23 protein-coding genes are annotated in these 20,950 nt (G+C 50.3%); 8 read left to right on the top strand and 15 right to left on the bottom strand.

All coding sequences use genetic code 11. The features are described from left to right. The first annotated feature begins 63 nt into the window (after nucleotides 1-63). A complete protein-coding gene (locus OGV52_RS10315; protein WP_200052014.1) occupies nucleotides 64-504 on the top strand; it encodes a DUF2756 family protein in 441 nt (146 codons plus the stop codon). Here the strand turns inward: OGV52_RS10315 and ugpQ are convergent. From ugpQ to livK, 11 genes are all read right to left on the bottom strand, one after another. Further along, nucleotides 501-1,244 carry a glycerophosphodiester phosphodiesterase gene (gene ugpQ, locus OGV52_RS10310; protein ID WP_200052013.1) on the bottom strand — a complete coding sequence of 248 codons (744 nt, stop codon included), beginning with the start codon at nucleotides 1,242-1,244 and terminating at the stop codon, nucleotides 501-503. The genes OGV52_RS10315 and ugpQ overlap by 4 nt on opposite strands. Next, the gene (locus OGV52_RS10305; protein ID WP_016154829.1) at nucleotides 1,241-2,311 is read right to left on the bottom strand and encodes a sn-glycerol-3-phosphate import ATP-binding protein UgpC; all 1,071 of its coding nucleotides are present in this window, start codon (nucleotides 2,309-2,311) and stop codon (nucleotides 1,241-1,243) included. Before OGV52_RS10305 ends, ugpQ begins: the two co-directional genes overlap by 4 nt. A gap of 2 nt (nucleotides 2,312-2,313) precedes the next feature. Then, entirely contained in the window at nucleotides 2,314-3,159 is an 846-nt protein-coding gene (ugpE, locus tag OGV52_RS10300; RefSeq protein ID WP_003023450.1) for a sn-glycerol-3-phosphate ABC transporter permease UgpE, read from the bottom strand. Beyond that, nucleotides 3,156-4,043 carry a sn-glycerol-3-phosphate ABC transporter permease UgpA gene (gene ugpA / locus OGV52_RS10295; RefSeq protein WP_016154830.1) on the bottom strand — a complete coding sequence of 296 codons (888 nt, stop codon included), beginning with the start codon at nucleotides 4,041-4,043 and terminating at the stop codon, nucleotides 3,156-3,158. The genes ugpE and ugpA overlap by 4 nt, the downstream gene beginning before the upstream one ends. Nucleotides 4,044-4,155: 112 nt before the next feature. Beyond that, the gene (gene ugpB / locus OGV52_RS10290; RefSeq protein WP_016154831.1) at nucleotides 4,156-5,472 is read right to left on the bottom strand and encodes a sn-glycerol-3-phosphate ABC transporter substrate-binding protein UgpB; all 1,317 of its coding nucleotides are present in this window, start codon (nucleotides 5,470-5,472) and stop codon (nucleotides 4,156-4,158) included. Between the two features lie 248 nt (nucleotides 5,473-5,720). Then, nucleotides 5,721-6,002: a hypothetical protein gene (locus tag OGV52_RS10285; protein ID WP_200046839.1), complete on the bottom strand. Its 282-nt coding sequence runs from the start codon at nucleotides 6,000-6,002 to the stop codon at nucleotides 5,721-5,723. Nucleotides 6,003-6,103: 101 nt separating this feature from the next. Further along, complete coding sequence (livF, locus tag OGV52_RS10280) at nucleotides 6,104-6,817, bottom strand: high-affinity branched-chain amino acid ABC transporter ATP-binding protein LivF (protein WP_085951092.1); 714 nt, start codon at nucleotides 6,815-6,817, stop codon at nucleotides 6,104-6,106. A 17-nt stretch (nucleotides 6,818-6,834) separates the two neighbouring features. Next, complete coding sequence (gene livG / locus OGV52_RS10275; RefSeq protein WP_003023438.1) at nucleotides 6,835-7,602, bottom strand: high-affinity branched-chain amino acid ABC transporter ATP-binding protein LivG; 768 nt, start codon at nucleotides 7,600-7,602, stop codon at nucleotides 6,835-6,837. Beyond that, complete coding sequence (gene livM / locus OGV52_RS10270) at nucleotides 7,599-8,876, bottom strand: branched chain amino acid ABC transporter permease LivM (protein ID WP_016157662.1); 1,278 nt, start codon at nucleotides 8,874-8,876, stop codon at nucleotides 7,599-7,601. Before livM ends, livG begins: the two co-directional genes overlap by 4 nt. After that, nucleotides 8,873-9,799, bottom strand: a complete 927-nt coding sequence (gene livH / locus OGV52_RS10265; protein ID WP_003023435.1) for a high-affinity branched-chain amino acid ABC transporter permease LivH — start codon at nucleotides 9,797-9,799, stop codon at nucleotides 8,873-8,875. Before livH ends, livM begins: the two co-directional genes overlap by 4 nt. A gap of 61 nt (nucleotides 9,800-9,860) precedes the next feature. Further along, nucleotides 9,861-10,970: a high-affinity branched-chain amino acid ABC transporter substrate-binding protein LivK gene (gene livK / locus OGV52_RS10260; protein WP_016154836.1), complete on the bottom strand. Its 1,110-nt coding sequence runs from the start codon at nucleotides 10,968-10,970 to the stop codon at nucleotides 9,861-9,863. 424 nt (nucleotides 10,971-11,394) lie between these two features. Here livK and panM point away from each other — a divergent pair, with 424 nt between their 5' ends. Further along, a complete protein-coding gene (gene panM, locus OGV52_RS10255) occupies nucleotides 11,395-11,778 on the top strand; it encodes an aspartate 1-decarboxylase autocleavage activator PanM (protein ID WP_287108476.1) in 384 nt (127 codons plus the stop codon). Nucleotides 11,779-11,935: 157 nt separating this feature from the next. Here panM and livJ read toward each other — a convergent pair whose 3' ends face one another. Continuing rightward, complete coding sequence (livJ, locus tag OGV52_RS10250) at nucleotides 11,936-13,039, bottom strand: branched chain amino acid ABC transporter substrate-binding protein LivJ (RefSeq protein ID WP_101700395.1); 1,104 nt, start codon at nucleotides 13,037-13,039, stop codon at nucleotides 11,936-11,938. A 529-nt stretch (nucleotides 13,040-13,568) separates the two neighbouring features. Here livJ and OGV52_RS10245 point away from each other — a divergent pair. Genes OGV52_RS10245 through dapA form a run of 6 tightly spaced genes read left to right on the top strand, consistent with a single transcriptional unit; the run spans nucleotide 13,569 to nucleotide 17,883 of the window. Further along, a complete protein-coding gene (locus tag OGV52_RS10245) occupies nucleotides 13,569-13,970 on the top strand; it encodes a PTS sugar transporter subunit IIA (protein WP_047501419.1) in 402 nt (133 codons plus the stop codon). Between the two features lie 6 nt (nucleotides 13,971-13,976). Continuing rightward, on the top strand, nucleotides 13,977-14,462 hold the full coding sequence (locus tag OGV52_RS10240; protein ID WP_049283116.1) for a PTS sugar transporter subunit IIB: 486 nt from the start codon (nucleotides 13,977-13,979) through the stop codon (nucleotides 14,460-14,462). Between the two features lie 15 nt (nucleotides 14,463-14,477). Continuing rightward, nucleotides 14,478-15,224 carry a PTS mannose/fructose/sorbose/N-acetylgalactosamine transporter subunit IIC gene (locus tag OGV52_RS10235; RefSeq protein ID WP_047501416.1) on the top strand — a complete coding sequence of 249 codons (747 nt, stop codon included), beginning with the start codon at nucleotides 14,478-14,480 and terminating at the stop codon, nucleotides 15,222-15,224. Next, on the top strand, nucleotides 15,217-16,071 hold the full coding sequence (locus OGV52_RS10230) for a PTS system mannose/fructose/sorbose family transporter subunit IID (RefSeq protein WP_141875788.1): 855 nt from the start codon (nucleotides 15,217-15,219) through the stop codon (nucleotides 16,069-16,071). The genes OGV52_RS10235 and OGV52_RS10230 overlap by 8 nt, the downstream gene beginning before the upstream one ends. A gap of 1 nt (nucleotide 16,072) precedes the next feature. Further along, complete coding sequence (locus tag OGV52_RS10225; protein WP_141875787.1) at nucleotides 16,073-16,993, top strand: phosphoglycerate dehydrogenase; 921 nt, start codon at nucleotides 16,073-16,075, stop codon at nucleotides 16,991-16,993. Beyond that, nucleotides 16,993-17,883, top strand: coding sequence for a 4-hydroxy-tetrahydrodipicolinate synthase (gene dapA, locus OGV52_RS10220; RefSeq protein WP_103928714.1), 891 nt, complete (start codon nucleotides 16,993-16,995; stop codon nucleotides 17,881-17,883). The genes OGV52_RS10225 and dapA overlap by 1 nt, the downstream gene beginning before the upstream one ends. A 235-nt stretch (nucleotides 17,884-18,118) precedes the next feature. Here the strand turns inward: dapA and rpoH are convergent, their stop codons facing one another. The 3 genes from rpoH to ftsE form a co-directional block, all read right to left on the bottom strand. Further along, on the bottom strand, nucleotides 18,119-18,973 hold the full coding sequence (gene rpoH / locus OGV52_RS10215; protein WP_005121585.1) for an RNA polymerase sigma factor RpoH: 855 nt from the start codon (nucleotides 18,971-18,973) through the stop codon (nucleotides 18,119-18,121). A gap of 255 nt (nucleotides 18,974-19,228) precedes the next feature. Next, on the bottom strand, nucleotides 19,229-20,287 hold the full coding sequence (gene ftsX / locus OGV52_RS10210; protein ID WP_016154839.1) for a permease-like cell division protein FtsX: 1,059 nt from the start codon (nucleotides 20,285-20,287) through the stop codon (nucleotides 19,229-19,231). Then, on the bottom strand, nucleotides 20,280-20,948 hold the full coding sequence (ftsE, locus tag OGV52_RS10205) for a cell division ATP-binding protein FtsE (protein ID WP_003023420.1): 669 nt from the start codon (nucleotides 20,946-20,948) through the stop codon (nucleotides 20,280-20,282). The genes ftsX and ftsE overlap by 8 nt, the downstream gene beginning before the upstream one ends. Nucleotides 20,949-20,950 lie beyond the last annotated feature (2 nt).

The following is a 20,950-nucleotide window of genomic DNA, read 5'->3' as shown; positions in this document are numbered from 1 at the left end:
GAAATAATCATCGTAACGGCGAGAAAGGAGTAAACTTAAGAGATCCCCGAGAGGAGAAAAGCGATGAAACGACTCTTACTTTTAGCCATGTTGTTGCCGTTTGCAGGCTTTGCACAGCCCATCAACACCATGAATAACCCGAATCAACCCGGTTATCAGATCCCGAGCCAGCAGCGTATGCAAACCCAAATGCAATCGCAGCAGATTCAGCAGAAAGGGATGCTCAATCAGCAGTTGCAAACGCAGACGCGTATGCAACAACAGCATATGGAAAACCAAATCAATTCCAACTCCCAGCGCGTCCTTCAGTCTCAGTCTGGCGAGTTTAATTCCAGCCAGCAGCAAATGCTGCCCAACAGCAACGGTGGGATGTTAAGTGGAACCCGTAACCCGGACAGCTCGCTGAATAAGCAACATATGCTGTCGGAGAAAAAGAACGGCGACATGCTGAAGCCCTCCAGCACGCCGCAGCCTAACGTTCCGTTAAAAACAATTGGGCCTTAACAGGGCTGGAAATCCGGACCAATCGTATCAATGGCATCGGTACAGATGCAGTCCACTCCCCAGCGCAGCAGTTCCGCCGCGCGCTGGGGTCGGTTGACGGTATACACCAGAATACGCAGCCCTGCGTCGCGCAGCGCATCCACGCGCGCTTCATCCAGCAGCTTGTGATTAAGATGAATAGAGACGCAGCCCAGCCGCGTTGTCAGCTCACGCCAGTCCTCGCGCCACTCATCAAACAGTAAGCCTCTCGGCAGTTCAGGCGCTGCCTGCTGCGCCGCTTCAAGCGCGTCAATTTCAAAGGATGACAACAGCGGTGGTGTCATTCCCGCCCACAGTTCCCGAGCGGCCAGCGCTACGGCTTTGCCGGTTAACGTTCCGGTGCCGGTGGTGGGTTTAATTTCAATATTCGCCATCATACTGTGCTGACGGCAGCGCTCGGCCACTTGCGAGAGCAGCGGTAGCGGTTCGCCTTTAAACTCACCGCTAAACCAGCCGCCGGCGTCCACGCGCAATAAATCCTGCCAGTTCAGCTCGCCTGCCACACCCCAACCATTGCTGGTGCGTTCCAGGTTGTCGTCATGCAGCAAGAAGATCTCACCGTCTTTCGACAATTTAGCGTCAAACTCAATCATGGTATGCCCGTATCGCGCCCCCATGTCGATCGCCGCCAGGGTGTTTTCCGGTGCCAGCTTACCGCCGCCGCGATGGGCGACGATATGGGGGTAAGGCCAGTTACTCATACGCGTTGTCCTGTTTCGCCATCAAAAAGATGCAGATGATTTTCTGGCAGATGCAGCCACAGCGTGCTGCCTGCCGTCGGGCGATGCTGATGCGCCAGTCGCACCACCAGCTTTTGCTCACCCCAACGTCCGTGTGCCAGGTTATCCGCTCCCAGCATTTCCAGCGTGTCGACGACCAACGGCACGCCGCCTTCGGCCTGCGAGCTTAGCGCAATATGCTCCGGGCGGATACCCAACGTCATGTTACGCCCACCAGACTCCCTCGCGCTTCTGCCGAGGGGCAACGTCATGCCGTCATCCAGCTCAAAATGGGTGCCCGAGGCGCTGATGCGCCCGTCCAGCAGATTCATCGCCGGGCTGCCGATAAAACTCGCCACAAAGCGGCTGGCAGGCTTTTCATATACCTCAACCGGCGTGCCGATCTGCTCGGCAATGCCTTTGTTCATCACCATCACCCGCTGGGCGAGGGTCATCGCTTCAACCTGATCGTGCGTCACATACAGTGAGGTGGTTTTCAGTCGGCGATGCAGATGTTGTAACTCCAGACGCATCTGTACGCGCAGCTTGGCATCGAGGTTAGACAGCGGCTCATCGAACAGGAATACCGCTGGGTCACGGACAATCGCCCGCCCCATCGCCACACGCTGGCGCTGACCGCCGGAAAGCTCGCGCGGACGACGCTTGAGCAGTTCACCCAGCTCGAGAATACGCGCCGCCTCTTTCACCCGTTCGGCAATATGCTCCTTGCCCATCCCACGGATTTTCAGCCCCCAGGCCATATTTTCTTCCACGCTCATATGTGGGTAGAGCGCGTAGTTCTGAAAGACCATCGCAATGCCGCGATCCTTAGGCTCCATTTCGGTGACGCGTTTATTATCAATCCAGATATCGCCGCCGCTCACCCGTTCAAGCCCGGCCACCATCCGTAGCAGCGTTGACTTACCGCAGCCGGATGGGCCAACCATCACGATAAATTCTCCGTCCGCGACATCCAGCGTCAGCGGTTTAATCACCTGGGTTTTGCCGTCCCAGCTTTTGGTTACTGCCTGTAGTTTTAAACCAGCCATTTTTATTTCTCACTATCGACCAGGCCACGTACGAAGGCACGCTGCATGGCTAACACGATGATTACCGGAGGGATGAGCGTCAGCAACATGGCTGCCATTACCTGATTCCACTGCGTGGTGCCTTCACCAGTAGCAATCATGCCTTTGATACCTGCCACCGCAGTGCCCAAATTGACATCGGTAATAATTAACAACGGCCACAAATACTGGTTCCAGCCGTAGATAAAGGTGATCACAAACAGCGCCGCCAGATTGGTTTTTGACAGCGGTAGTACAATATCGCGGAAAAAACGCATCGGTGACGCGCCGTCAATACGCGCCGCCTCAACCAGTTCATCCGGCAGGGTCATAAAAAACTGCCGGAACAGGAACGTCGCAGTCGCCGATGCCATTAACGGCAGCGTCAGACCCGCATAGCTGTCGAGCATTTTCAGGTTGGCGATCACTTCCACCGTCGGGAAAATACGCACCTCGACCGGCAGCATCAGCGTGATAAAAATCATCCAGAAGAACAGGTTACGCAGTGGAAAGCGGAACCAGACGATGGCGAATGCGGAGAGCATAGAGACGGTGATTTTCCCTACTGTAATACTGAACGCCATGATGAAACTGTTGAGCATCATCAGCCAGAACGGCGCGCTGTTAACGCCCACGCCGTTGACCCAGATGTATTTCATGTTTTCCAGCAGCTGTGTGCCGGGAACCAGCGTCATCGGCGTTTCAAAGACTGCTTTGTTATCCAGCGTCGCCGCGACAAACGCGACGTACAGCGGAAACAGGATCACCATGATCCCCATAATCAACATGGCATGGCTGAATATTGTCAGCCCACGACGATTCTCAATCATTGGTAACGTACCTTACTTTCCACATAGCGGAACTGCACCACCGTCAAAATAATGACCAGGAACATCAGCACTACCGATTGGGCGGCCGAGGCGGAGAGATCCAGCCCGACAAAGCCTTCGCGATAGATCTTATAAATCAACGTAGTGGTCGCCTGTACCGGCCCACCCGCCGTGGCGGCATCGATCACCGGGAAGGTATCAAAGAAGGCATAAACCAGATTCACCACCAGCAGAAAGAAGCTGACCGGTGCAATCAGCGGCAGCGCCAGCTTAAAGAAGCGGCGAACCGGTCCCGCACCATCAATCGCGGCGGCTTCAATCAGCGACCGCGGAATAGACTGTAGTGCGGCAAAGAAGAACAGGAAGTTGTAACTAATCTGCTTCCAGACCGACGCAAACACCACCAGAAACATCGCCTGACCGCTGTTTTGCGCATGGTTCCAGTCATAGCCAAACTCACCGAGAAAATGGGTAATCAGCCCGCGCCCTGGGTTAAACAGGAAGATCCACAATACGGCGGCGACGGCGGGCGCAACGGCGTAAGGCAACAGCATCAGCGTCTGGTAAAAACGGCTACCGCGTACCACGTAATTCACCAGCGCCGCAAAAAATAACGACACCAGTAAACCGCTTACCGTGACTAACGTACTGAACTTAATGGTGGTCCAGAATGAATCAAGGTAGTACGGGTCATGAAACAGCGCGATAAAGTTTTCCAGTCCGACAAACTGGCTAGAAAGACCAAACGGATCAACGGATTGTAGTGAATACCACAGCGCTTCACCGGCGGGCCAGATAAAGAAAATAACGGTGATAACCAACTGCGGGGCCACCAGCAAATAGGGAAGCCAGCGCGAGCGGAACACCGGACGGGATGAAGACATGTAGGTTCTTTTCCTGGAAGGTGCCAGATTGCGGTGCACACACCGTATCCGGCCTACAAACTATACGCATTTGTAGGCCGGGTGAGTCGCAGCCGCCACCCGGCATTTCACATTACGATTTAGTCGATTGCTCAAAGCGGCGCAGTAACTGATTGCCACGCTCAACGGCAGCATCCAGCGCCTGCTGCGGGGTTTTCTTCCCGGTCCAGACGCTTTCCAGTTCTTCATCTACGATGGTGCGGATCTGCGGCATGTTGCCCAGACGCAGCCCTTTGGTGAACGGCAACGGTGGCTTGTTCAGCATCTGGCGGGTGGCGATATCAGCCCCAGGGTTCTTATCATAGAAGCCCTGCTCGCGGGTCAAGTCGTACGCGGCGGTGGTAATGGGCAGGTAGCCGGTCTTCTGGTGCCATTCGGCAGCAATTTCAGGCTTCGCCAGGAAGTTGAGGAACTGCGCCACGCCTTCGTAGGTTGCTTTGTCTTTACCCTGCATCACCCACAGGCTGGCTCCCCCGATAATCGCGTTCTGCGGCGCGCCCTTCACATCGGCATCGTACGGCATCATGCCGACGCCATAGTTGAATTTGGCGTAGTGGCGGATGTCAGCCAGAGAACCGGAAGAGGCGGTGGTAATGGCACAATCCCCGTTATAGAACTTCTCGGTAGACTCGTCTTTACGCCCGAAGTAGCTGAAATCCCCTTTTTTGTTCAACTCTTCCAGCAGGGCGATATGTTTCACCTGTTCCGGTTTATTGAATTCCAGCACCGCGTCAGTACCGTCAAAGCCGTTGTTTTTGGTGGCTACCGGCAGACCATTCCAGGCGCTGAAGTTTTCAATCTGAATCCATCCCTGCCAGCCGCTGGCGTAGCCGCACTTCATGCCTGCTGCTTTCAGCTTCGCGGTGTATTCCGCCAGATCCTGCCAGGTTTTTGGCGGCTGCTCAGGGTCTAAACCGGCTTTTTTGAAGGCATCTTTGTTGTAGTACAGCACCGGCGTGGAGCTGTTAAACGGCTGGGAGAGTAAGTGTCCGCTTTTAGAGTCGGTGTAATAACCGGAAACCGTCGGCACGAACTGAGACTCATCGAAGTTAATACCAGCCTCTTTGAATACTTCATAGACCGGTTTAATGGCTTTCGAGGCCATCATCGTTGCCGTGCCCACTTCATAAACCTGCAGTAGCGCAGGTGCGTTTCCGGTACGGAAAGCCGCAATACCTGCGCTCAGGCTCTGCTCGTAGTTGCCTTTGTACTGCGGAACAATTTTGTAGTCGGGATTGGCGGCATTAAAACGTTGCGCCAGTGAATCAACTTCTTTACCCAGTTCACCTTCCATTGAGTGCCAGAACGGGATAGTGGTGACGGCCAGAGCCTGACCTGCAAACGCCAGGCTAAGTGCCAGTCCTAAAGCTGTATGTCGTAACGATATCATCGGTTATCTCTCTTGTTGTGCCGGATGCGCGATATCACGCGTTTTATGCTCGCGGGGGTAACATGACATGCTCGAATGACAGAAAAATAACTTTTTTATTACAAAAAAAAGATAGTAAGGCGACAAACAGATGGCAAGGCGGTGAAAGCGTAGTGACAGGAAAATGCGGGGTGGTGCACAACAAAGCCGGGTAACGCTATGTCTTACCCGGCCAGGATGACGTTATCTGTTGCAGCCAGCAAGGAACATTAATCTTTACGCCAGCGTCGTTCATATTCATTCTGTAAACGCTGCTGTTCCCGCCGCTCACGTTCGCGCTGAATATCCGATTTCTCATCTTCCCAGCCCGGGCAGACAGAGGAGGTGAACACTTCACAGGGCGAGCTAGACTGCGCTAACGAGTTGTCCGGTTTCTCTTCCCAGATTGAAGGGTCGCGCGGGTCGAACGCTGGCGGTGTTAAGGCTAGGGTATTTGATGAAAGCGTCAAAAACAAACCGCCAATCATCATGCAGCTACCGGAACGTATCATCCTTTCTCCATGTTCACTTTTATTATTGATAACTATTCTCAATAATAACATAGAGCAATAAAAAGGGGCCATATCAGGCCCCCTTGTCCATTCAGAGAATGTTAACCGCCAAGATACGCGCTGCGCACTGCTTCGTTAGCCAGTAACGCATCACCGGTGTCTTCCAGCACCACATGACCGTTTTCCAGCACGTAGCCGCGATCGGCGAGCTTCAGCGCCTGGTTAGCGTTCTGTTCGACGAGGAAGATTGTCATCCCCTGCTCGCGCAGTTGTTCGATGGTGTTGAAGATCTGCTGGATGATAATCGGCGCCAGACCCAGCGACGGCTCATCAAGCAGCAGCAGCCGCGGCTGACTCATCAGCGCACGGCCTATCGCCAGCATCTGCTGTTCACCGCCGGACATCGTGCCCGCACGCTGAATTCGACGTTCATGCAGGCGGGGAAACAGGTCATACACCCACTTGATGCGTTCCTGAAACTGGTCCTTTTCGGCAAAGAAGCCGCCCATCGCCAGGTTCTCTTCCACCGTCATGCGGGAAAACACGCGACGCCCCTCCGGAACAATCGCTACCGCTTCGCGCATGATTTTCGCCGTCTGCCAGTCGGTAATGTCTTTACCATCAAAGACAATTCGCCCACTTGTCGCTCGCGGATCGCCGCACAGCGTACCAAGCAGCGTGGTTTTTCCCGCGCCGTTGGCGCCGATAAGCGTCACGATTTCACCCTGATTGATATACAAGCTGACGTCGTGCAGCGCCTGTATCTTGCCGTAGTGGGCGCTGACTTTGTCAAAGGACAACATGACTTTTTCCATATTATGCGTCACCACCATTATGCTTCACCTAAATAGGCGCGGATCACGTCCGGGTTGTTACGAATCTGTTCCGGCGTCCCGTTCGCCAGCGGCGTGCCCTGATTCACCACGTAAATACGGTCGGAAATACCCATCACCAGCTTCATGTCGTGCTCAATCAACAAAATAGTGGTGTTGTGATGGTTACGCAGTTCAGCAATCAGCTCGTCCAGCTCTTTGGTCTCTTTCGGGTTGAGGCCTGCGGCGGGTTCGTCGAGCATCAGGATTTCCGGCTGGGTCACCATGCAACGTGCAATCTCCAGACGGCGCTGGTCGCCGTAGGCCAGGTTACTGGCCTGACGGTTGGCGTGCTCCAGCAAACCAATACGCTCCAGCCAGGTGGCGGCGCGATCCAACGCTTCACTCTGCGCGCGACGGAACGACGGGGTTTTCAACAGGCCGGAGAAGACGCCGGTTTTCAGCTGCTGATGTTGCGCCACCAGCAGGTTTTCAATCACCGTCATCTCGCGAAACAGACGCACGTGCTGGAAAGTACGCACCACACCCATCCGCGCAATTTGTTGACCCGGCAGCCCTTCCAGATGCTGGTCGCGCAGCTTAATCGTCCCACCCGTCGGCTTATAAAAACCGGTCAGACAGTTAAAGACCGTGGTTTTTCCCGCACCGTTTGGCCCGATTAACGAGACGATCTCCTGTGGCCTCAGCTCCAGTTCAACGTTGTTTACCGCCAGCAGACCGCCGAAGCGCATCATCAGGCCGTTGACGGATAATAATGGCTGACTCATGCCTGCTCTCCTTTTGCTTCCCCGTTTTTCAGCTTCAACTGCGGACGGGTCATCGGCAACAAGCCTTGCGGACGCCAGATCATCATCAGTACCATTAAACCACCCAGCATTAACATGCTGTATTCATTGAAATCACGCATCAGCTCGCGTGACACCACCAGCAGGATGGCCGCGAGGATCACTGCAAACTGTGAGCCCATTCCGCCCAGTACTACAATCGCCAGCACAAAGGCCGACTCGGCAAAGGTGAAGGATTCCGGGCTGACAAAACCCTGACGCGCGGCAAACAACGTACCGGCAAAACCGGCAAACGCGGCGCTGATGGTAAAAGCGGTCAGCTTGATACGCGTAGGGTTTAAGCCCAGCGAGCGACAGGCAATTTCATCTTCGCGCAGCGCTTCCCACGCACGACCCAACGGCATACGCAGCAGACGGTTGATGACAAACAGCGAGAAGACCACCAGCAGCAGCGCCACCAGATAGAGGAAAATAACGCGGTCAGAGGGATCGTACTTCACGTTAAAGAAGTTGCTGAAGGTATCCCAGCCACCTTCACGGGCAGTACGGCTGAACTCCAGACCGAAAAAGGTCGGTTTGGGGATCTGGCTGATACCGTTCGGCCCACCGGTCACTTCGGTGTTGTTGAGCAGCAGGATACGGACGATTTCGCCGAAGCCTAAAGTCACAATCGCCAGATAGTCACCGCGCAGGCGCAGTACCGGGAAGCCGAGCATAAAGCCCGCAGCAGCGGAAACCAGCCCCGCCAGCGGCAGACAGGTCCAGAAGCCGAGTCCGTAATAGTGGTTCAGCAGCGCGAAGGTGTAAGCACCGATGGCATAGAAGCCGCCGTAACCCAGCACCAGCAGACCGGAAAGCCCTACCACCACGTTTAAGCCGAGGCCGAGGATGATATAAATCATCGTCAGCGTGGCAATATCAACCGTACCGCGCGACACCATAAACGGCCACGCCACGGCAATCACCAGCAGCGCGACCAGGAACAGCTTCTGTTTAACGGTGGAGCCATCAATCGCCGGCAGAATAAACTTCGGTCCGGAGACGCTCTTCAGGCCCTTCTGGAAAGCTGGACGCAACAGTTGGAAGAGAAAGACCACGCCAGTGCCGATAAACACCCACTGCCAGCGGATATCCGCGGCGCTATCCACCACCAGTTTGGTGCCGTCAAGCTCCAACTGGACGCCCATAAAGACGCCCGCCAGGATGAAGAACATAGCGGCAGAGAGCAGCGCCATTGCAAAATGCATCGGTTTCATACTTTCTCTACCTCCGGGCGACCCAGAATACCGGTCGGCATCACCAGCAGCACCAGAATCAGCAGCGCGAATGAAACCACGTCTTTGTATTCGGTACTCAGATAAGCAGAGGAGAGCGCTTCCGCGACCCCCAGAATCAGACCGCCGATCATCGCCCCAGGAATGCTGCCGATGCCGCCCAGTACCGCCGCGGTAAAGGCTTTCATCCCGGCCATAAAGCCGATATAGGGGTTAATTACGCCGTAGAACTGGCCGAGCAGTACGCCCGCTACCGCCGCCATTGCCGCGCCAATCACAAAGGTCAGTGCAATCACGCGATCGGTATTTATGCCGAGCAGGCTGGCCATTTTCAGGTCTTCCGCGCAGGCACGGCAGGCACGGCCCATACGGGAGTAACGGATAAACAGCGTCAGCGCCAGCATCGCCAGGAAGGTTACAATCCAGATAACCAGCTGCATGGTGGTGATGGAAGCAGAGAAGTTTTCGCTACTGCCGACGGTCCACTGGCCGTTAAACAGGCTGGGCAACGCCACATCGCGCGAACCTTCCGTCAGGCTGACGTAGTTTTGCAAGAAGATGGACATCCCGATAGCGGAAATCAGCGCGATCAGGCGCTTAGAGCTGCGCACGGGCCGATACGCTACGCGTTCAATGCTCCAGCCGTAGGCGCTGGCAATCACAATCGCGCCGACAAAGCCCGCCGCGACCAGTAGCCAGCTGGAATCAATACCCATCATCATTAGCGCAGCGATGATCATAAAGGAGACATAGCTGCCGATCATATACACCTCGCCGTGGGCGAAGTTGATCATGCCGATAATGCCGTACACCATCGTGTAACCGATAGCGATCAGCGCGTAGGTGCTTCCCAGCGTGACGCCGTTAAACATCTGCTGCAAGAAATAGAGGAACTGCTCGGACATAAGGTAACCTTTCTTAACCCGCCCGTTTTGCACGGGCGGTGGGATAACTCGTCTTCAACTATTACTTCGCGACGGTCGATGATCCGTCCGCGTGCCACTGGAAGACACCAAACTCAAATCCCTTCAAATCGCCTTTTTCGTCCCATTTCAGCGGCCCAATCACGGTGTCAGCCCCGTGTGCTTTCAGATCTTTCACCAGCTCCAACGGCTCTTTGCTACCGCTGCGATCCATTGCTGTCGCCAATGACTGGACGGCTGCATAAGTGATCCACACGTACGGTCCGGTTGGATCTTTCTTGTCAGCTTTGAGCGCATCGACGATAGCTTTATTCGCCGGATCCTGGTCATAGCGTTTTGGCATGGTCACCAGCATGCCTTCAGCGGCATCACCGGCAATATTAGACAGCGACGCATTGCCCACGCCCTCAGGTCCCATAAACTGGGTATTCAGCCCGACGGAGCGAGCCTGGCGCAGCATTTGTCCCATTTCCGGGTAGTAGCCGCCGTAATAAACAAAATCGATATTTTCTTTTTTAAGGCGGGCGATCAGCGCAGAAAAATCTTTTTCCCCGGCAGTGATCCCGTCAAAGAAGACGATATTGGCTTTGCCCGCTTTCAGGCTCTCCTGCACTGAACGCGCCAGGCCTTCACCGTATTGCTGTTTATCGTGAATGATGGCGATGCGTTGCGGCTTCACCTTCTCCAGAATGTATTTCGCGGCGGTCGGCCCCTGAGAGGAGTCCAGGCCCGCTGTACGCATAATGTGTGCGTAACCGCGCTGGGTAAGTTCCGGGTTGGTCGCGCCCGGGGAAATCATCAGAATGCCTTCGTCTTCATAGATATCTGATGCGGGCTGCGTGGAAGATGAGCACAGATGACCAATAACGTACTGAATGCCGTCATTGACGATTTTGTTCGCTACCGCAACGGCCTGTTTCGGATCGCAGGCATCGTCATATTCGACGGCAACCAGTTTGTCGCCTTTGACCCCGCCTTTGGCATTGATATCTTTAATGGCCTGACGTGCGCCATTAAATTCCATATCACCCCACTGCGCGACCGGACCTGACATCGCCCCGACAACAGCGACCTTGATATCCTCCGCCATGACCGCGTGTGACATTGCCAGTGCTATCACCCCTGCGATGATTGTTTTCGCATTCCGTTTCATTTTCCTGAATCCCCATTCGTGATGATGTATATATTTTGTATTTATGTGGTTAAAAAGCAGACTGTGCTTTTTTTGAACTGTACTATTTTTACCAGTCTCGTTAATGGTTTAGCGCAGTTTTTTAAGCAAATTACGGCTAAAATCTCTATTTTTCAGTCGATTAAGAAAAGATAATATTCTGCTTTTCACTATAGATAAACAAAAAAAAGTGCATTTGTCAGCATAAAATAACGGCACAAAGAGCGGAATAAAATGCTGCATTCCAGGGTATTATCCTGCCTGTTTTTCAATCTCTACTGTTTCAATCTGTCATTGTCGTTGTTACAAAACTATTAACCTGGTTAATCGCATTAAAAAGAGAAAGCATCCGGGCGAATTATTTCGGTACACTGATTCCATCTTTTGTGATTTGGACATGCTGTTAATGAAGCTGACCATCGTTCGTTTAGATATCTTTAGCGACCAGGACCTGATTGATCTGGGCAAAATCTGGCCGGAATATTCCGCCTCATCATTAAGCGTAGATGAAACGCACCGGATCTACGCCGCACGCTTTAACGAGCGTCTGTTAGGCGCCGTGCGAGTAACCCTGAGCGGCACACAAGGCGCACTGGATTCATTGCGCGTGCGCGATATCACCCGCCGTCGCGGCGTCGGGCAGTATTTGATCGAAGAAGTGATCCGGGAAAACCCTGACGTGAGTTCGTGGTGGATGGCCGACGTCGGCGTTGAAGACCGCAGCGTGATGGCCGCATTTATGCAGGTGTTAGGATTTACGGCCCAAGAGAATGGCTGGGAGAAACGGTAGAAAACCGCCCCCAACCAATTGTATTACGAGTATTTTCCCAAGAATTTTGTGTTGCAGGCAGGCGGCAAGTTATAAAATCCCCGGAGCTTACATAAGTAAGTGACCGGGGTTGAATAACGCAGCCAACACACCTGCGGCACGAAAGGCGCCGGGAAAATCACTTGGCGTCGGTCGCCGTACCATTAGCATGCCAGTCAAACACGCCGAATTCGAAGCCTTTCAGGTCGCCCTTCGCATCCCATGACAGCGGCCCCATCACAGTTTCCACTGAGTTTGCTTTCAGATACTTGGCAATTTCAGCCGGATCGTCAGACTGGTTCAGACCGGCCTGCAAAGATTGCAGCGCGGCGTAGGTGGTCCATACGAATGCACCACTCGGATCCTGTTTCTTGGCTTTGATAGCATCTACGATGGGTTTGTTCGCTGGAACCTGGTCGTAGTTCTTCGGTTTCGTTACCAGTAAGCCTTCTGCTGATTCACCGGCGATGTTAGACAGCGACACGTTCGCTACACCTTCTGGCCCCATAAACTGGGTTTTCAGACCCGCGGCGCGTGCCTGGCGCAGGATTTGCCCCATTTCCGGGTGGTAACCGCCGTAGTAAACGAAATCGATGTTCTCTTTCTTCAAACGCGCTACCAGCGTAGAAAAATCTTTTTCCCCGGCGGTGATCCCGTCAAAGAACACCACGTTGGCGTTACCCTTTTTCAGGCCATCCTGCACCGCGCGGGCCAGGCCTTCACCGTACTGCTGCTTATCATGAATAATCGCGATGCGCTGCGGCTTCACTTTTTCAACGATATATTTGGCGGCCGTTGGGCCCTGATCGGAATCCAGACCCGTGGTACGCATCACCAGGCTATAGCCGCGCGCGGTCAGCTCCGGCGCCGTTGCCGCTGGGGTGATCATCAGAATGCCTTCGTCTTCATAGATGTCTGACGCAGGCTGAGTGGAAGAAGAGCACAGGTGACCGATTACGTATTTAATCCCGTCGTTGACCACTTTGTTCGCAACCGCTACCGCTTGTTTCGGGTCACAGGCATCGTCATATTTCACCATGACCAGTTTGTCACCTTTCACGCCGCCCTTGGCATTGATATCCGCAATTGCCTGCTCTGCGCCGGTAAATTCCTGATCGCCATACTGCGCTACCGGGCCAGACATCGCCCCCACAACAGCAATTTTAATATCTTCTGCTAATGCCATGTTGCTGAATGCGAGTGCAATACATCCTGCCAGTAACGCTTTACCCTTCATTTTCATCCTGAGGTTCCTCATTGTTATGGTTGTTGCATTTGTTGTGATGTTGTTATTTAGCACATTATTCTGATATTGGCGTCACACCAAGTATAAGACATTGATATTTAGGCATGCTGACCGTGCATTTTCAGCATACTCTGCTAAAACATACCCCATTTTTATGGATTTGAAACGTGAATTTTTGCGATGACATAACATATAGGTGACAAAACTATAAATATCAATTTCATCTCCATAATATGACCTTATATCATCGATATAAAATATAATCTTAATTAAGATACATTGTTTAATATATATAAATGACAATATTAATTATAAAAACCAAATATTATATTATTTTGTTATGCGTTATATGCATCCGCTAGAAATAGCCATATTAGTCAATACATTCAATATGTGATCTTGGTAACGTTAAAAAATCCATAAAACAATATATATTCAAAGAACAGAAACCACTCTCAAGAACGGAATCTGTTACATACAAAATATAAATCAAACATATGGATTATATATATAAGGAAGATAACCATTGAATCTCTATGATATCATCATATTAACACATGGTGACGCAGGTAAAGAGTTATTAAACAGTAGTGAAATGATTGTTGGCAAAACGAAAAATACAACGGCTATTTCTCTGATCATCGGGATGTCACCAGAAACGTTAATGGAGCAAACAAGGAAAATACTCAGACCCAATATTAAAACCGTTATTCTTACCGATATATATGGTGGAACACCATCAAATGTAGCGACGGTTCTCTCCAGAGAATACCCTATTCATTGTATTAGCGGCGTAAACCTTGCCATGCTGCTTGAAGCGAATATGTTACAAGACTCCGATAAAGAAATCACCATCGAAGAATATGTTCAATGTATTCATGATGCCGGTAAAGATATGGTTCAAAGTTATCAATTTAATAAAGGATAATAGAGTATGAGTATAGTACATGCCCGCATTGATTATCGCCTAATTCATGGACAGGTTATCACCAAATGGCTGAAAAGGAGCAACGCCGATAAAATAATAGTTATTGATGACGAATTATATAATGATCCTTTTTTAGCCGAAGTTTATAAAATGGCGGCCCCCAGCGGCATCGAAGTAATCATGACATCCATTGAGGAAACGACAACCCGCTGGAATGAGAAAAATTTTTATACTGGCAAACTTTTAATCCTTTTCAAATCTATTGATTCAGCATTAAAGACTATTCAGGGCGGATTAGAACTTGAAGAGTTGCAAGTAGGCGGCATAGAAAACATCCCTGGTAGAAAAATCGTCTTTAATCAGATATCAATAAATAAAGAAGATGCAGAAAAACTACAAGTCATAGAAGACAGGAATATTAAAGTTTATTTCCAGACTATCCCAGAAGAAGAACCAGCCAGTCTGCAAAAAATAAAGAATAAGTTACCTTAAAAAGGAGAGGAACTTATGGGCGTTTCTACAGCAATATTGATTGGTTTAGTTTATTGGATATCACAAGCGAAGGTATGGTATGGCTTTTCAATCATGCGCATGCCGTTATCTATTGCCCCCATTATGGGAATTATCTTTGATGATATGCCGACTGCATTATCAGTCGGTGCGACATTACAGATGATCTATATAGGAAGTATTGCTCCTGGTGGGAACCCGCCAGCAGATGAGGGATTGGCCTCCTGCATCGCTATACCTATTGCTCTTACTGCGGGGATAAAACCTGAAATAGCGATTTCGTTGGCAATCCCAATAGGTTTATTAGGGGTTGTTCTCGAAAACGTTCGTAAAACGGTTAATACCACATTTGTTCATATGGCCGATCGCTATGCCGAAAAAGCAGATATCAAAGGGATTCAGCGGGTAGCAACTATCTATCCTATTCTGTTGGCCTTCCCTATGCGCTTCGTTCCTGTTTTCGTTGCCTGTTTGTATGGCCCAGATGCTATTTCCTCATTTGTCAAACTGTTACCCTCCTGGACCACCAACGGCTTAGCTATCGCTGGTAATATTCTTCCAGCATTAGGTTTTGCTATCACTATCATTGTGATCGGGAAAAAACAATACATCCCGTTATTCATCATTGGTTTCTTCTTGGTCACATATTCAGGGTTAAACACCATAGGGATATCCATTTTTGGTTTATGTGCTGTTCTCTTATACATGCAATCAAAAACTGCGAAAGGAACACAAAATGGCTAATAATATCGACTTAAAGGAAGCCGAAAGCACACCAATTACGAATAGAGATGTGCAGATTGTCTGGTTAAAATGGCATGCTTTCTCGGAAACATCATTAAATTTTGAACGGTTACAGGCTCTAGCCTTTTGTAATTCAATGACAGGGATTTTAGCTAAGCTATACCCGAATAAGAGGGATCTTTCAAAAGCGTTACAGCGCCATTTGACGATGTTTAACACACAAGCTAACTGGGGCTCAGTGGTAAACGGCATCACTATCGCACTAGAAGAAAAAGCATCCCAGGAACCGGAAGAACAGCGAACAGCCACAACCCAATTAGTGACCAGTTTAAAAACGGGGCTAATGGGTCCAGTCTCAGGTATCGGGGATACGCTAGATTTTGGCACATTGCGACCTATTGTTATTGGGGTATGTATTCCTTTTGTATTGCAAGGGTACGTATTAGCCGCATTACTGCCATTGATCTATCAAGTTGTTTATATGTTCTTCGCTAGCCGATTTGCACTTAATATTGGTTATAAAAAGGGGAAAGAGTCAATTTTAGAGATACTCCACTCTGGCAGTATCCATAAAATTATTGAAGGCGCAGGTATGTTCGGCCTGTTGATGATGGGGGCGCTTTCTGCCACTTATGTAAAGATTAAGACACCGCTACATATTACTACTGGTGGGGGGAATACTATTGTCCTGCAGGACATGTTAGACAAAATTGTGCCTAACTTACTCCCCCTGGTTGCGGTTCTCGGTATTTATATATACATCCAGAAGTGTGGACCGCATTTCCTAAGAATACTGGTAGCAATCCTCTCTTTAAGCCTTATTTTTTCATTCTTCGGTTTATTGTAATATGAAAAAAATACTTATAACGCCAAGGCCCTTTCTTAGTAAGGGGCAAAAATATCTGGATGAATTACAGGCAGCAGGTTATATCGTCGAATGTAATACGAGCGGCGGACGTTTTAGTAAAGAAGAGTTGATGGTAAAAATTAAAGATGCCGATGCTATTATTACAGGCAACGACCCTTTAGATCAAGACGTTATAGATTGTGCGAAAAAACTAAAAGTAATCTCAAAATATGGTGTTGGTTTAGATAATATAAACGTTGAGTATGCGAACAGCAGAAATATTGTGGTGCATAAAGCACTCAACGCCAATTCTGTATCGGTAGCAGAAATGGCTATTCTAATGATGCTATCCAGTGCCAGAAAGTATGTTGAAATCGAACAACAGGCTAAATGCAGTAATGATGTAAGATTGGTGGGTACTGAGTTACATAAAAAGACATTAGGGCTGATTGGCCTTGGTGCTATTGGCAAACATGTAGCCCACATCGCTAACGCTATGGGTATGGAGATCATTGCATACGACCCTTATATCAATCAGAGTCAGGTTTTTCCGTATATAAACTTTAAAGAGTTAGATGAGGTGTATCAGCTCAGTGATGTTATCTCGCTTCATTTGCCTTTACTAGATAGCACCAGGCACATGATTGATCAGCACGCATTCGAAAAAATGAAACCTTCCGCAATATTAATAAATACTGCACGAGGCGGTTTGATTGATGAAGATAGTTTATACAATGCTTTAATTACTCATAAAATTTCTTTTGCTAGTGAAGATATTGAACTTAAAGAACGAAAAGAAGAAACAAAACAACTCATGAATTACTCGATCACGCCACATGCGGCTTCGTTTACTCAGGAAGCAGATCTTAACACAATTCAAATCTCGATTAAAAATGTTACCAACGAACTGGAGAAAAGATAATGAAAGAACTTAAGGGAATTATTACTGCGATGGTGACACCATTTGATGAAACGGAAAAAATGGATATCCCGGCAGCAAGAAAGATGGCTCGCTGGTTAGTCAATAATGGTGTTCATGGATTATTTATTTGTGGCACCAATGGTGAATTTCATCTGTTATCAGATGATGAAAAAGTAGAACTCACCAAAGCAGTTGTTGATGAAGTGGGTGATGACGTAACTATTTGCGCCGGTGCCGGTTGCTGTAGCACACAGCAAACTATTGCTCTGACTCAACGACTAGTTGATGCTGGCGCAGATTACATTTCAGTTGTAACCCCCTACTATCTGGTGCCTAATCAGGAAGATTTATATAAACATTACTATGATATTGCGGCCAGCACAGCAGCACCTATTATTCTATACAATCTCCCAGGGCAAACGGGCCTAAGTATTGAATACGAAACAGCGAATCGCCTGGCTGATATCGATAATATCGTGGCAATCAAAGATAGCAGTGGCAAATTTGAAGTACAAAAACAGTACCTTGAGATTTCAAAACACAAAAATTTTAAAGTATTGAACGGTTCAGATTCGCTGATGCTTGATGCATTTAAAGAAGGTTCAGTTGCCAGCGTCGCAGCCACATCAAATGTTTTACCGAAGATTGAAGTGGATTTGTATAACTACTTTATCGCGGGGCAGTTGGATAAAGCACAGGAAGAACGTAATAAGATCGATGCACTGCGTATGAACATTAAGAAAATGACCGCACCTGCAGTAATGAAAGAGGCTCTTAACTTAATGGGGATCACCGCAGGCATTACCAGAAGACCAATACATATGCCCAATGAAATCATCACTCAGGATATCAAAGAGATGCTGGCAGCCTATAATCTCCTGCCACAATAAGTTATACCGACAGTATTCGGCTGCATTAAGGTGACATGTTTGCCCAGAAACCGGGCAAACATGTCACCTTGTCAGGCGCAGGGGCATCAATCACTTCGGCTCCCCCACAACACCAGAGAGGCAAAAGCAAACCTGGCAGAGGAAAGCGTGATAGCAGTTTGGAGTATCAATCAGACATAAAAAACCCCCGAATGGGCATCCAGGGGTTATAGGGGCAATGCGTTAAACGGCGTGATTACGCTTCGATCGCCGCACGCAGTTTTTTCATGGCGTTCTTTTCAAGCTGACGAACACGTTCAGCAGAGACGCCGTAGCGATCGGCCAGTTCTTGCAACGTCGACTTGTTGTCTTCGTCCAGCCAACGGGCGCGAATGATGTCCTGGCTACGCTCGTCCAGACCCTCCATTGCGTGGGTCAGTTTATTCGCGGCCTGATCTTCCCAGTTATCTTCTTCAATGCCGTCGGCAAAGTTAGATGATTTATCCTGCAGATACAGAACCGGCGCCATCGGCTGGCTGTCAGACTCGTCGTCTGAAGACATGTCAAACGTCATGTCCTGCGCCGCCATACGGGATTCCATTTCGCGCACGTCTTTGCTGGAAACACCCAGCTCACGAGCAACCATTTCAACTTCGTCCTGATTGAACCAGCCCAGACGCTGCTTGGTTTTACGCAGGTTAAAGAACAGCTTACGCTGCGCTTTGGTGGTCGCGACTTTTACGATACGCCAGTTACGCAGAACGTATTCGTGGATCTCAGCTTTGATCCAGTGCACGGCGAAAGAAACCAGGCGCACACCCACTTCCGGGTTGAAACGGCGCACGGCTTTCATCAGGCCAATATTACCTTCCTGAATCAGATCCGCCTGCGGCAGGCCATAGCCCGCATAATTACGAGCAACATGAACAACAAAGCGCAGGTGAGACAGGATCAGCGTTTTAGCTGCTTCCAGATCGCCCTGGTAATGCAGCTTTTCAGCAAGTAGCCGCTCCTCGTCAGCCGACAACATCGGCCACGCGTTCGCAGCCCGGATGTAAGATTCCAGGTTACCAACAGGGGCTAAAGCTAAATTTTGCATTTCTTTGGTCATTCAAATCCTCTCAATCTTTTCATCTGACGCGTTGGCTAAAACCAATAGCAACAACCATGCCAGAGCTTATGAGCAACGAGAATATCATTCAATCTTTTATCAGACAGTGATTTTATCCACAAGTTCCATGTCGTAATGTGTATAGATTACGCACAAAATGTGACATCACAATGAATACGCCGGGAAGAGATAACAGGGACTCTTTCCCTGCAGAGCGAACTACTCAGTGCAGGGAAAGATTATACCAGAGATTTTTTAATCGGGGGTAAAGTGGCGTAAATGTTGAACCGTGGCAAGCCAGGCTGCCACCCAGCCAATCATCGAGCACACCAGCAGCAATAACAGGCATTCGTCGAATGATAAGCCGTTGATATCAAACTTAGTTCCAAAAACCTGTGCCACCTCAGTAACCGCTGACGACAGGCGCATCACCAAAATTTCTGACAAAATCAGTGAAAGAAATGCGCCGGAAAAACCGAGCAGCGCACCGCCGTAGAGGAACGGACGCAGGATAAACCCATCCGTCGCGCCAATCAGTTTCTGCACGTTAATGGTATCGCGACGCGCAAAAATACTCAGGCGCACACTGTTACCGATGACGAGGAAGACCGCCGCTACCATCAGCACGCCAATCATCGCGGAGACGCGTCCGACAAGGCCCGTCAGCGCCGCCAGACGGGCAAACCAGCTGTCATCCATGCGCACTTCATCAATACCGTTGATTTGTGCGATACGGTCGCGCAGCGTGTTCAGCGACTCCGTGCCCTGGAAGTCCAGTTTCGGGATAACTACCGCCACGGCCGGTAGCGGGTTCTCTTCCAGCATATCCAGCGCGCCGCCAAAGCCGGACCAGTTACGGAATTCGCCCAGCGCGTCATCGCGGGAAAGATAATTCACTTTCTCCACGCCCTGCTCGGCCTGCAACTGACCAACCACCCGCGCCGCTGCATCATCATCCAGCGTTTTTTGCAGGTAAACGGTGATCTGCGGAGAAGGATAATACTGGCTTGCCGCATGGTCGACGTTCTTATAAACCATGTAGCATACGCTTGGCAGCGTCAGGGAGATGGCAATAACCATCACCGTCAGGAACGTCGCCAGCGGCTTGCTTTTCAGGTCCTGTAACGCGCCCTGGAACGCGTAGCGTACCTGCTCGTTAAAGACATTGGTTTTACGCGAGTTCGGCTTTGGCGCGGCTTTCGCCCGCTTTGGCGCGTTACGACCGCCATCTCCCGGCGCGCCGCCCGATTTACGGAAGCGATCCAGTCGGCCACCGAACTGTTTGATTTGATTGATAGCGTCACGTCTATTCATGCGCCAGGCCTCCATGCAGATGTCCATCGCTCAGAACCATTTGGCGATAGGAGCGACGGGAGATCAGGCCAATATCGTGCGTGGCCATTAATACCGTGACCCCGACGCGGTTAAACTCTTCAAACAGGCGAAGGATCCCTTCCGACAACGCGTCATCCAGGTTCCCTGTTGGTTCATCCGCCAGCAATACCGCCGGTTTGTTCACCACCGCACGGGCGATGCCCACGCGCTGTTGTTCACCGCCGGAGAGCTGAATAGGGAAGTTTTTCGCTTTGTCCAACAGTCCGACCTTATCCAGCGCCGCTGACACGCGACGACGAATATCGTCCCCGCTGGCGCCCGCGATGATCAGCGGGATTGCCACGTTGTCAAACACGGTTCTGTCCATCAACAGGTGGTGATCCTGAAAAATCATGCCAATCTGACGACGCAGAAACGGCACTTCACGGTTTTTCAAACGGCTGATGTCATGCCCGCTGAAGTAGATTTTCCCGGCGCTGGGCCGTTCAATTCCACAAATCAGCTTCAGCAGGGTACTTTTACCCGCGCCGGAGTGGCCGGTCAGAAATGCCATCTCGCCAGGCTGCATATGGAAGGTAACTCCCTGCAGCGCTTGTCTCCCACCGAGATAGGCCTTGCTGACATGTTCAAAGCGAATCATTG

Origin of the sequence: Citrobacter sp. Cb041 (assembly GCF_030336655.1) — a bacterium.
In the GTDB taxonomy this organism is placed as follows: Bacteria; Pseudomonadota; Gammaproteobacteria; order Enterobacterales; family Enterobacteriaceae; genus Citrobacter; species Citrobacter braakii.
Note: the sequence above shows the minus strand (reverse complement) of the source record. Positions and strands in the feature narration are given on the sequence as shown.

Bases quoted from the DNA above. Each gene is read 5' to 3' on its own strand.
- OGV52_RS10315 (WP_200052014.1), top strand. From the start codon at position 64: ATGAAACGACTCTTACTTTTAGCCATGTTGTTGCCGTTTGCAGGCTTT.
- ugpQ (WP_200052013.1), bottom strand. From the start codon at position 1,244: ATGAGTAACTGGCCTTACCCCCATATCGTCGCCCATCGCGGCGGCGGT.
- OGV52_RS10305 (WP_016154829.1), bottom strand. From the start codon at position 2,311: ATGGCTGGTTTAAAACTACAGGCAGTAACCAAAAGCTGGGACGGCAAA.
- ugpE (WP_003023450.1), bottom strand. From the start codon at position 3,159: ATGATTGAGAATCGTCGTGGGCTGACAATATTCAGCCATGCCATGTTG.
- ugpA (WP_016154830.1), bottom strand. From the start codon at position 4,043: ATGTCTTCATCCCGTCCGGTGTTCCGCTCGCGCTGGCTTCCCTATTTG.
- ugpB (WP_016154831.1), bottom strand. From the start codon at position 5,472: ATGATATCGTTACGACATACAGCTTTAGGACTGGCACTTAGCCTGGCG.
- OGV52_RS10285 (WP_200046839.1), bottom strand. From the start codon at position 6,002: ATGATACGTTCCGGTAGCTGCATGATGATTGGCGGTTTGTTTTTGACG.
- livF (WP_085951092.1), bottom strand. From the start codon at position 6,817: ATGGAAAAAGTCATGTTGTCCTTTGACAAAGTCAGCGCCCACTACGGC.
- livG (WP_003023438.1), bottom strand. From the start codon at position 7,602: ATGAGTCAGCCATTATTATCCGTCAACGGCCTGATGATGCGCTTCGGC.
- livM (WP_016157662.1), bottom strand. From the start codon at position 8,876: ATGAAACCGATGCATTTTGCAATGGCGCTGCTCTCTGCCGCTATGTTC.
- livH (WP_003023435.1), bottom strand. From the start codon at position 9,799: ATGTCCGAGCAGTTCCTCTATTTCTTGCAGCAGATGTTTAACGGCGTC.
- livK (WP_016154836.1), bottom strand. From the start codon at position 10,970: ATGAAACGGAATGCGAAAACAATCATCGCAGGGGTGATAGCACTGGCA.
- panM (WP_287108476.1), top strand. From the start codon at position 11,395: ATGAAGCTGACCATCGTTCGTTTAGATATCTTTAGCGACCAGGACCTG.
- livJ (WP_101700395.1), bottom strand. From the start codon at position 13,039: ATGAAAATGAAGGGTAAAGCGTTACTGGCAGGATGTATTGCACTCGCA.
- OGV52_RS10240 (WP_049283116.1), top strand. From the start codon at position 13,977: ATGAGTATAGTACATGCCCGCATTGATTATCGCCTAATTCATGGACAG.
- OGV52_RS10235 (WP_047501416.1), top strand. From the start codon at position 14,478: ATGGGCGTTTCTACAGCAATATTGATTGGTTTAGTTTATTGGATATCA.
- OGV52_RS10230 (WP_141875788.1), top strand. From the start codon at position 15,217: ATGGCTAATAATATCGACTTAAAGGAAGCCGAAAGCACACCAATTACG.
- OGV52_RS10225 (WP_141875787.1), top strand. From the start codon at position 16,073: ATGAAAAAAATACTTATAACGCCAAGGCCCTTTCTTAGTAAGGGGCAA.
- dapA (WP_103928714.1), top strand. From the start codon at position 16,993: ATGAAAGAACTTAAGGGAATTATTACTGCGATGGTGACACCATTTGAT.
- rpoH (WP_005121585.1), bottom strand. From the start codon at position 18,973: ATGACCAAAGAAATGCAAAATTTAGCTTTAGCCCCTGTTGGTAACCTG.
- ftsX (WP_016154839.1), bottom strand. From the start codon at position 20,287: ATGAATAGACGTGACGCTATCAATCAAATCAAACAGTTCGGTGGCCGA.
- ftsE (WP_003023420.1), bottom strand. From the start codon at position 20,948: ATGATTCGCTTTGAACATGTCAGCAAGGCCTATCTCGGTGGGAGACAA.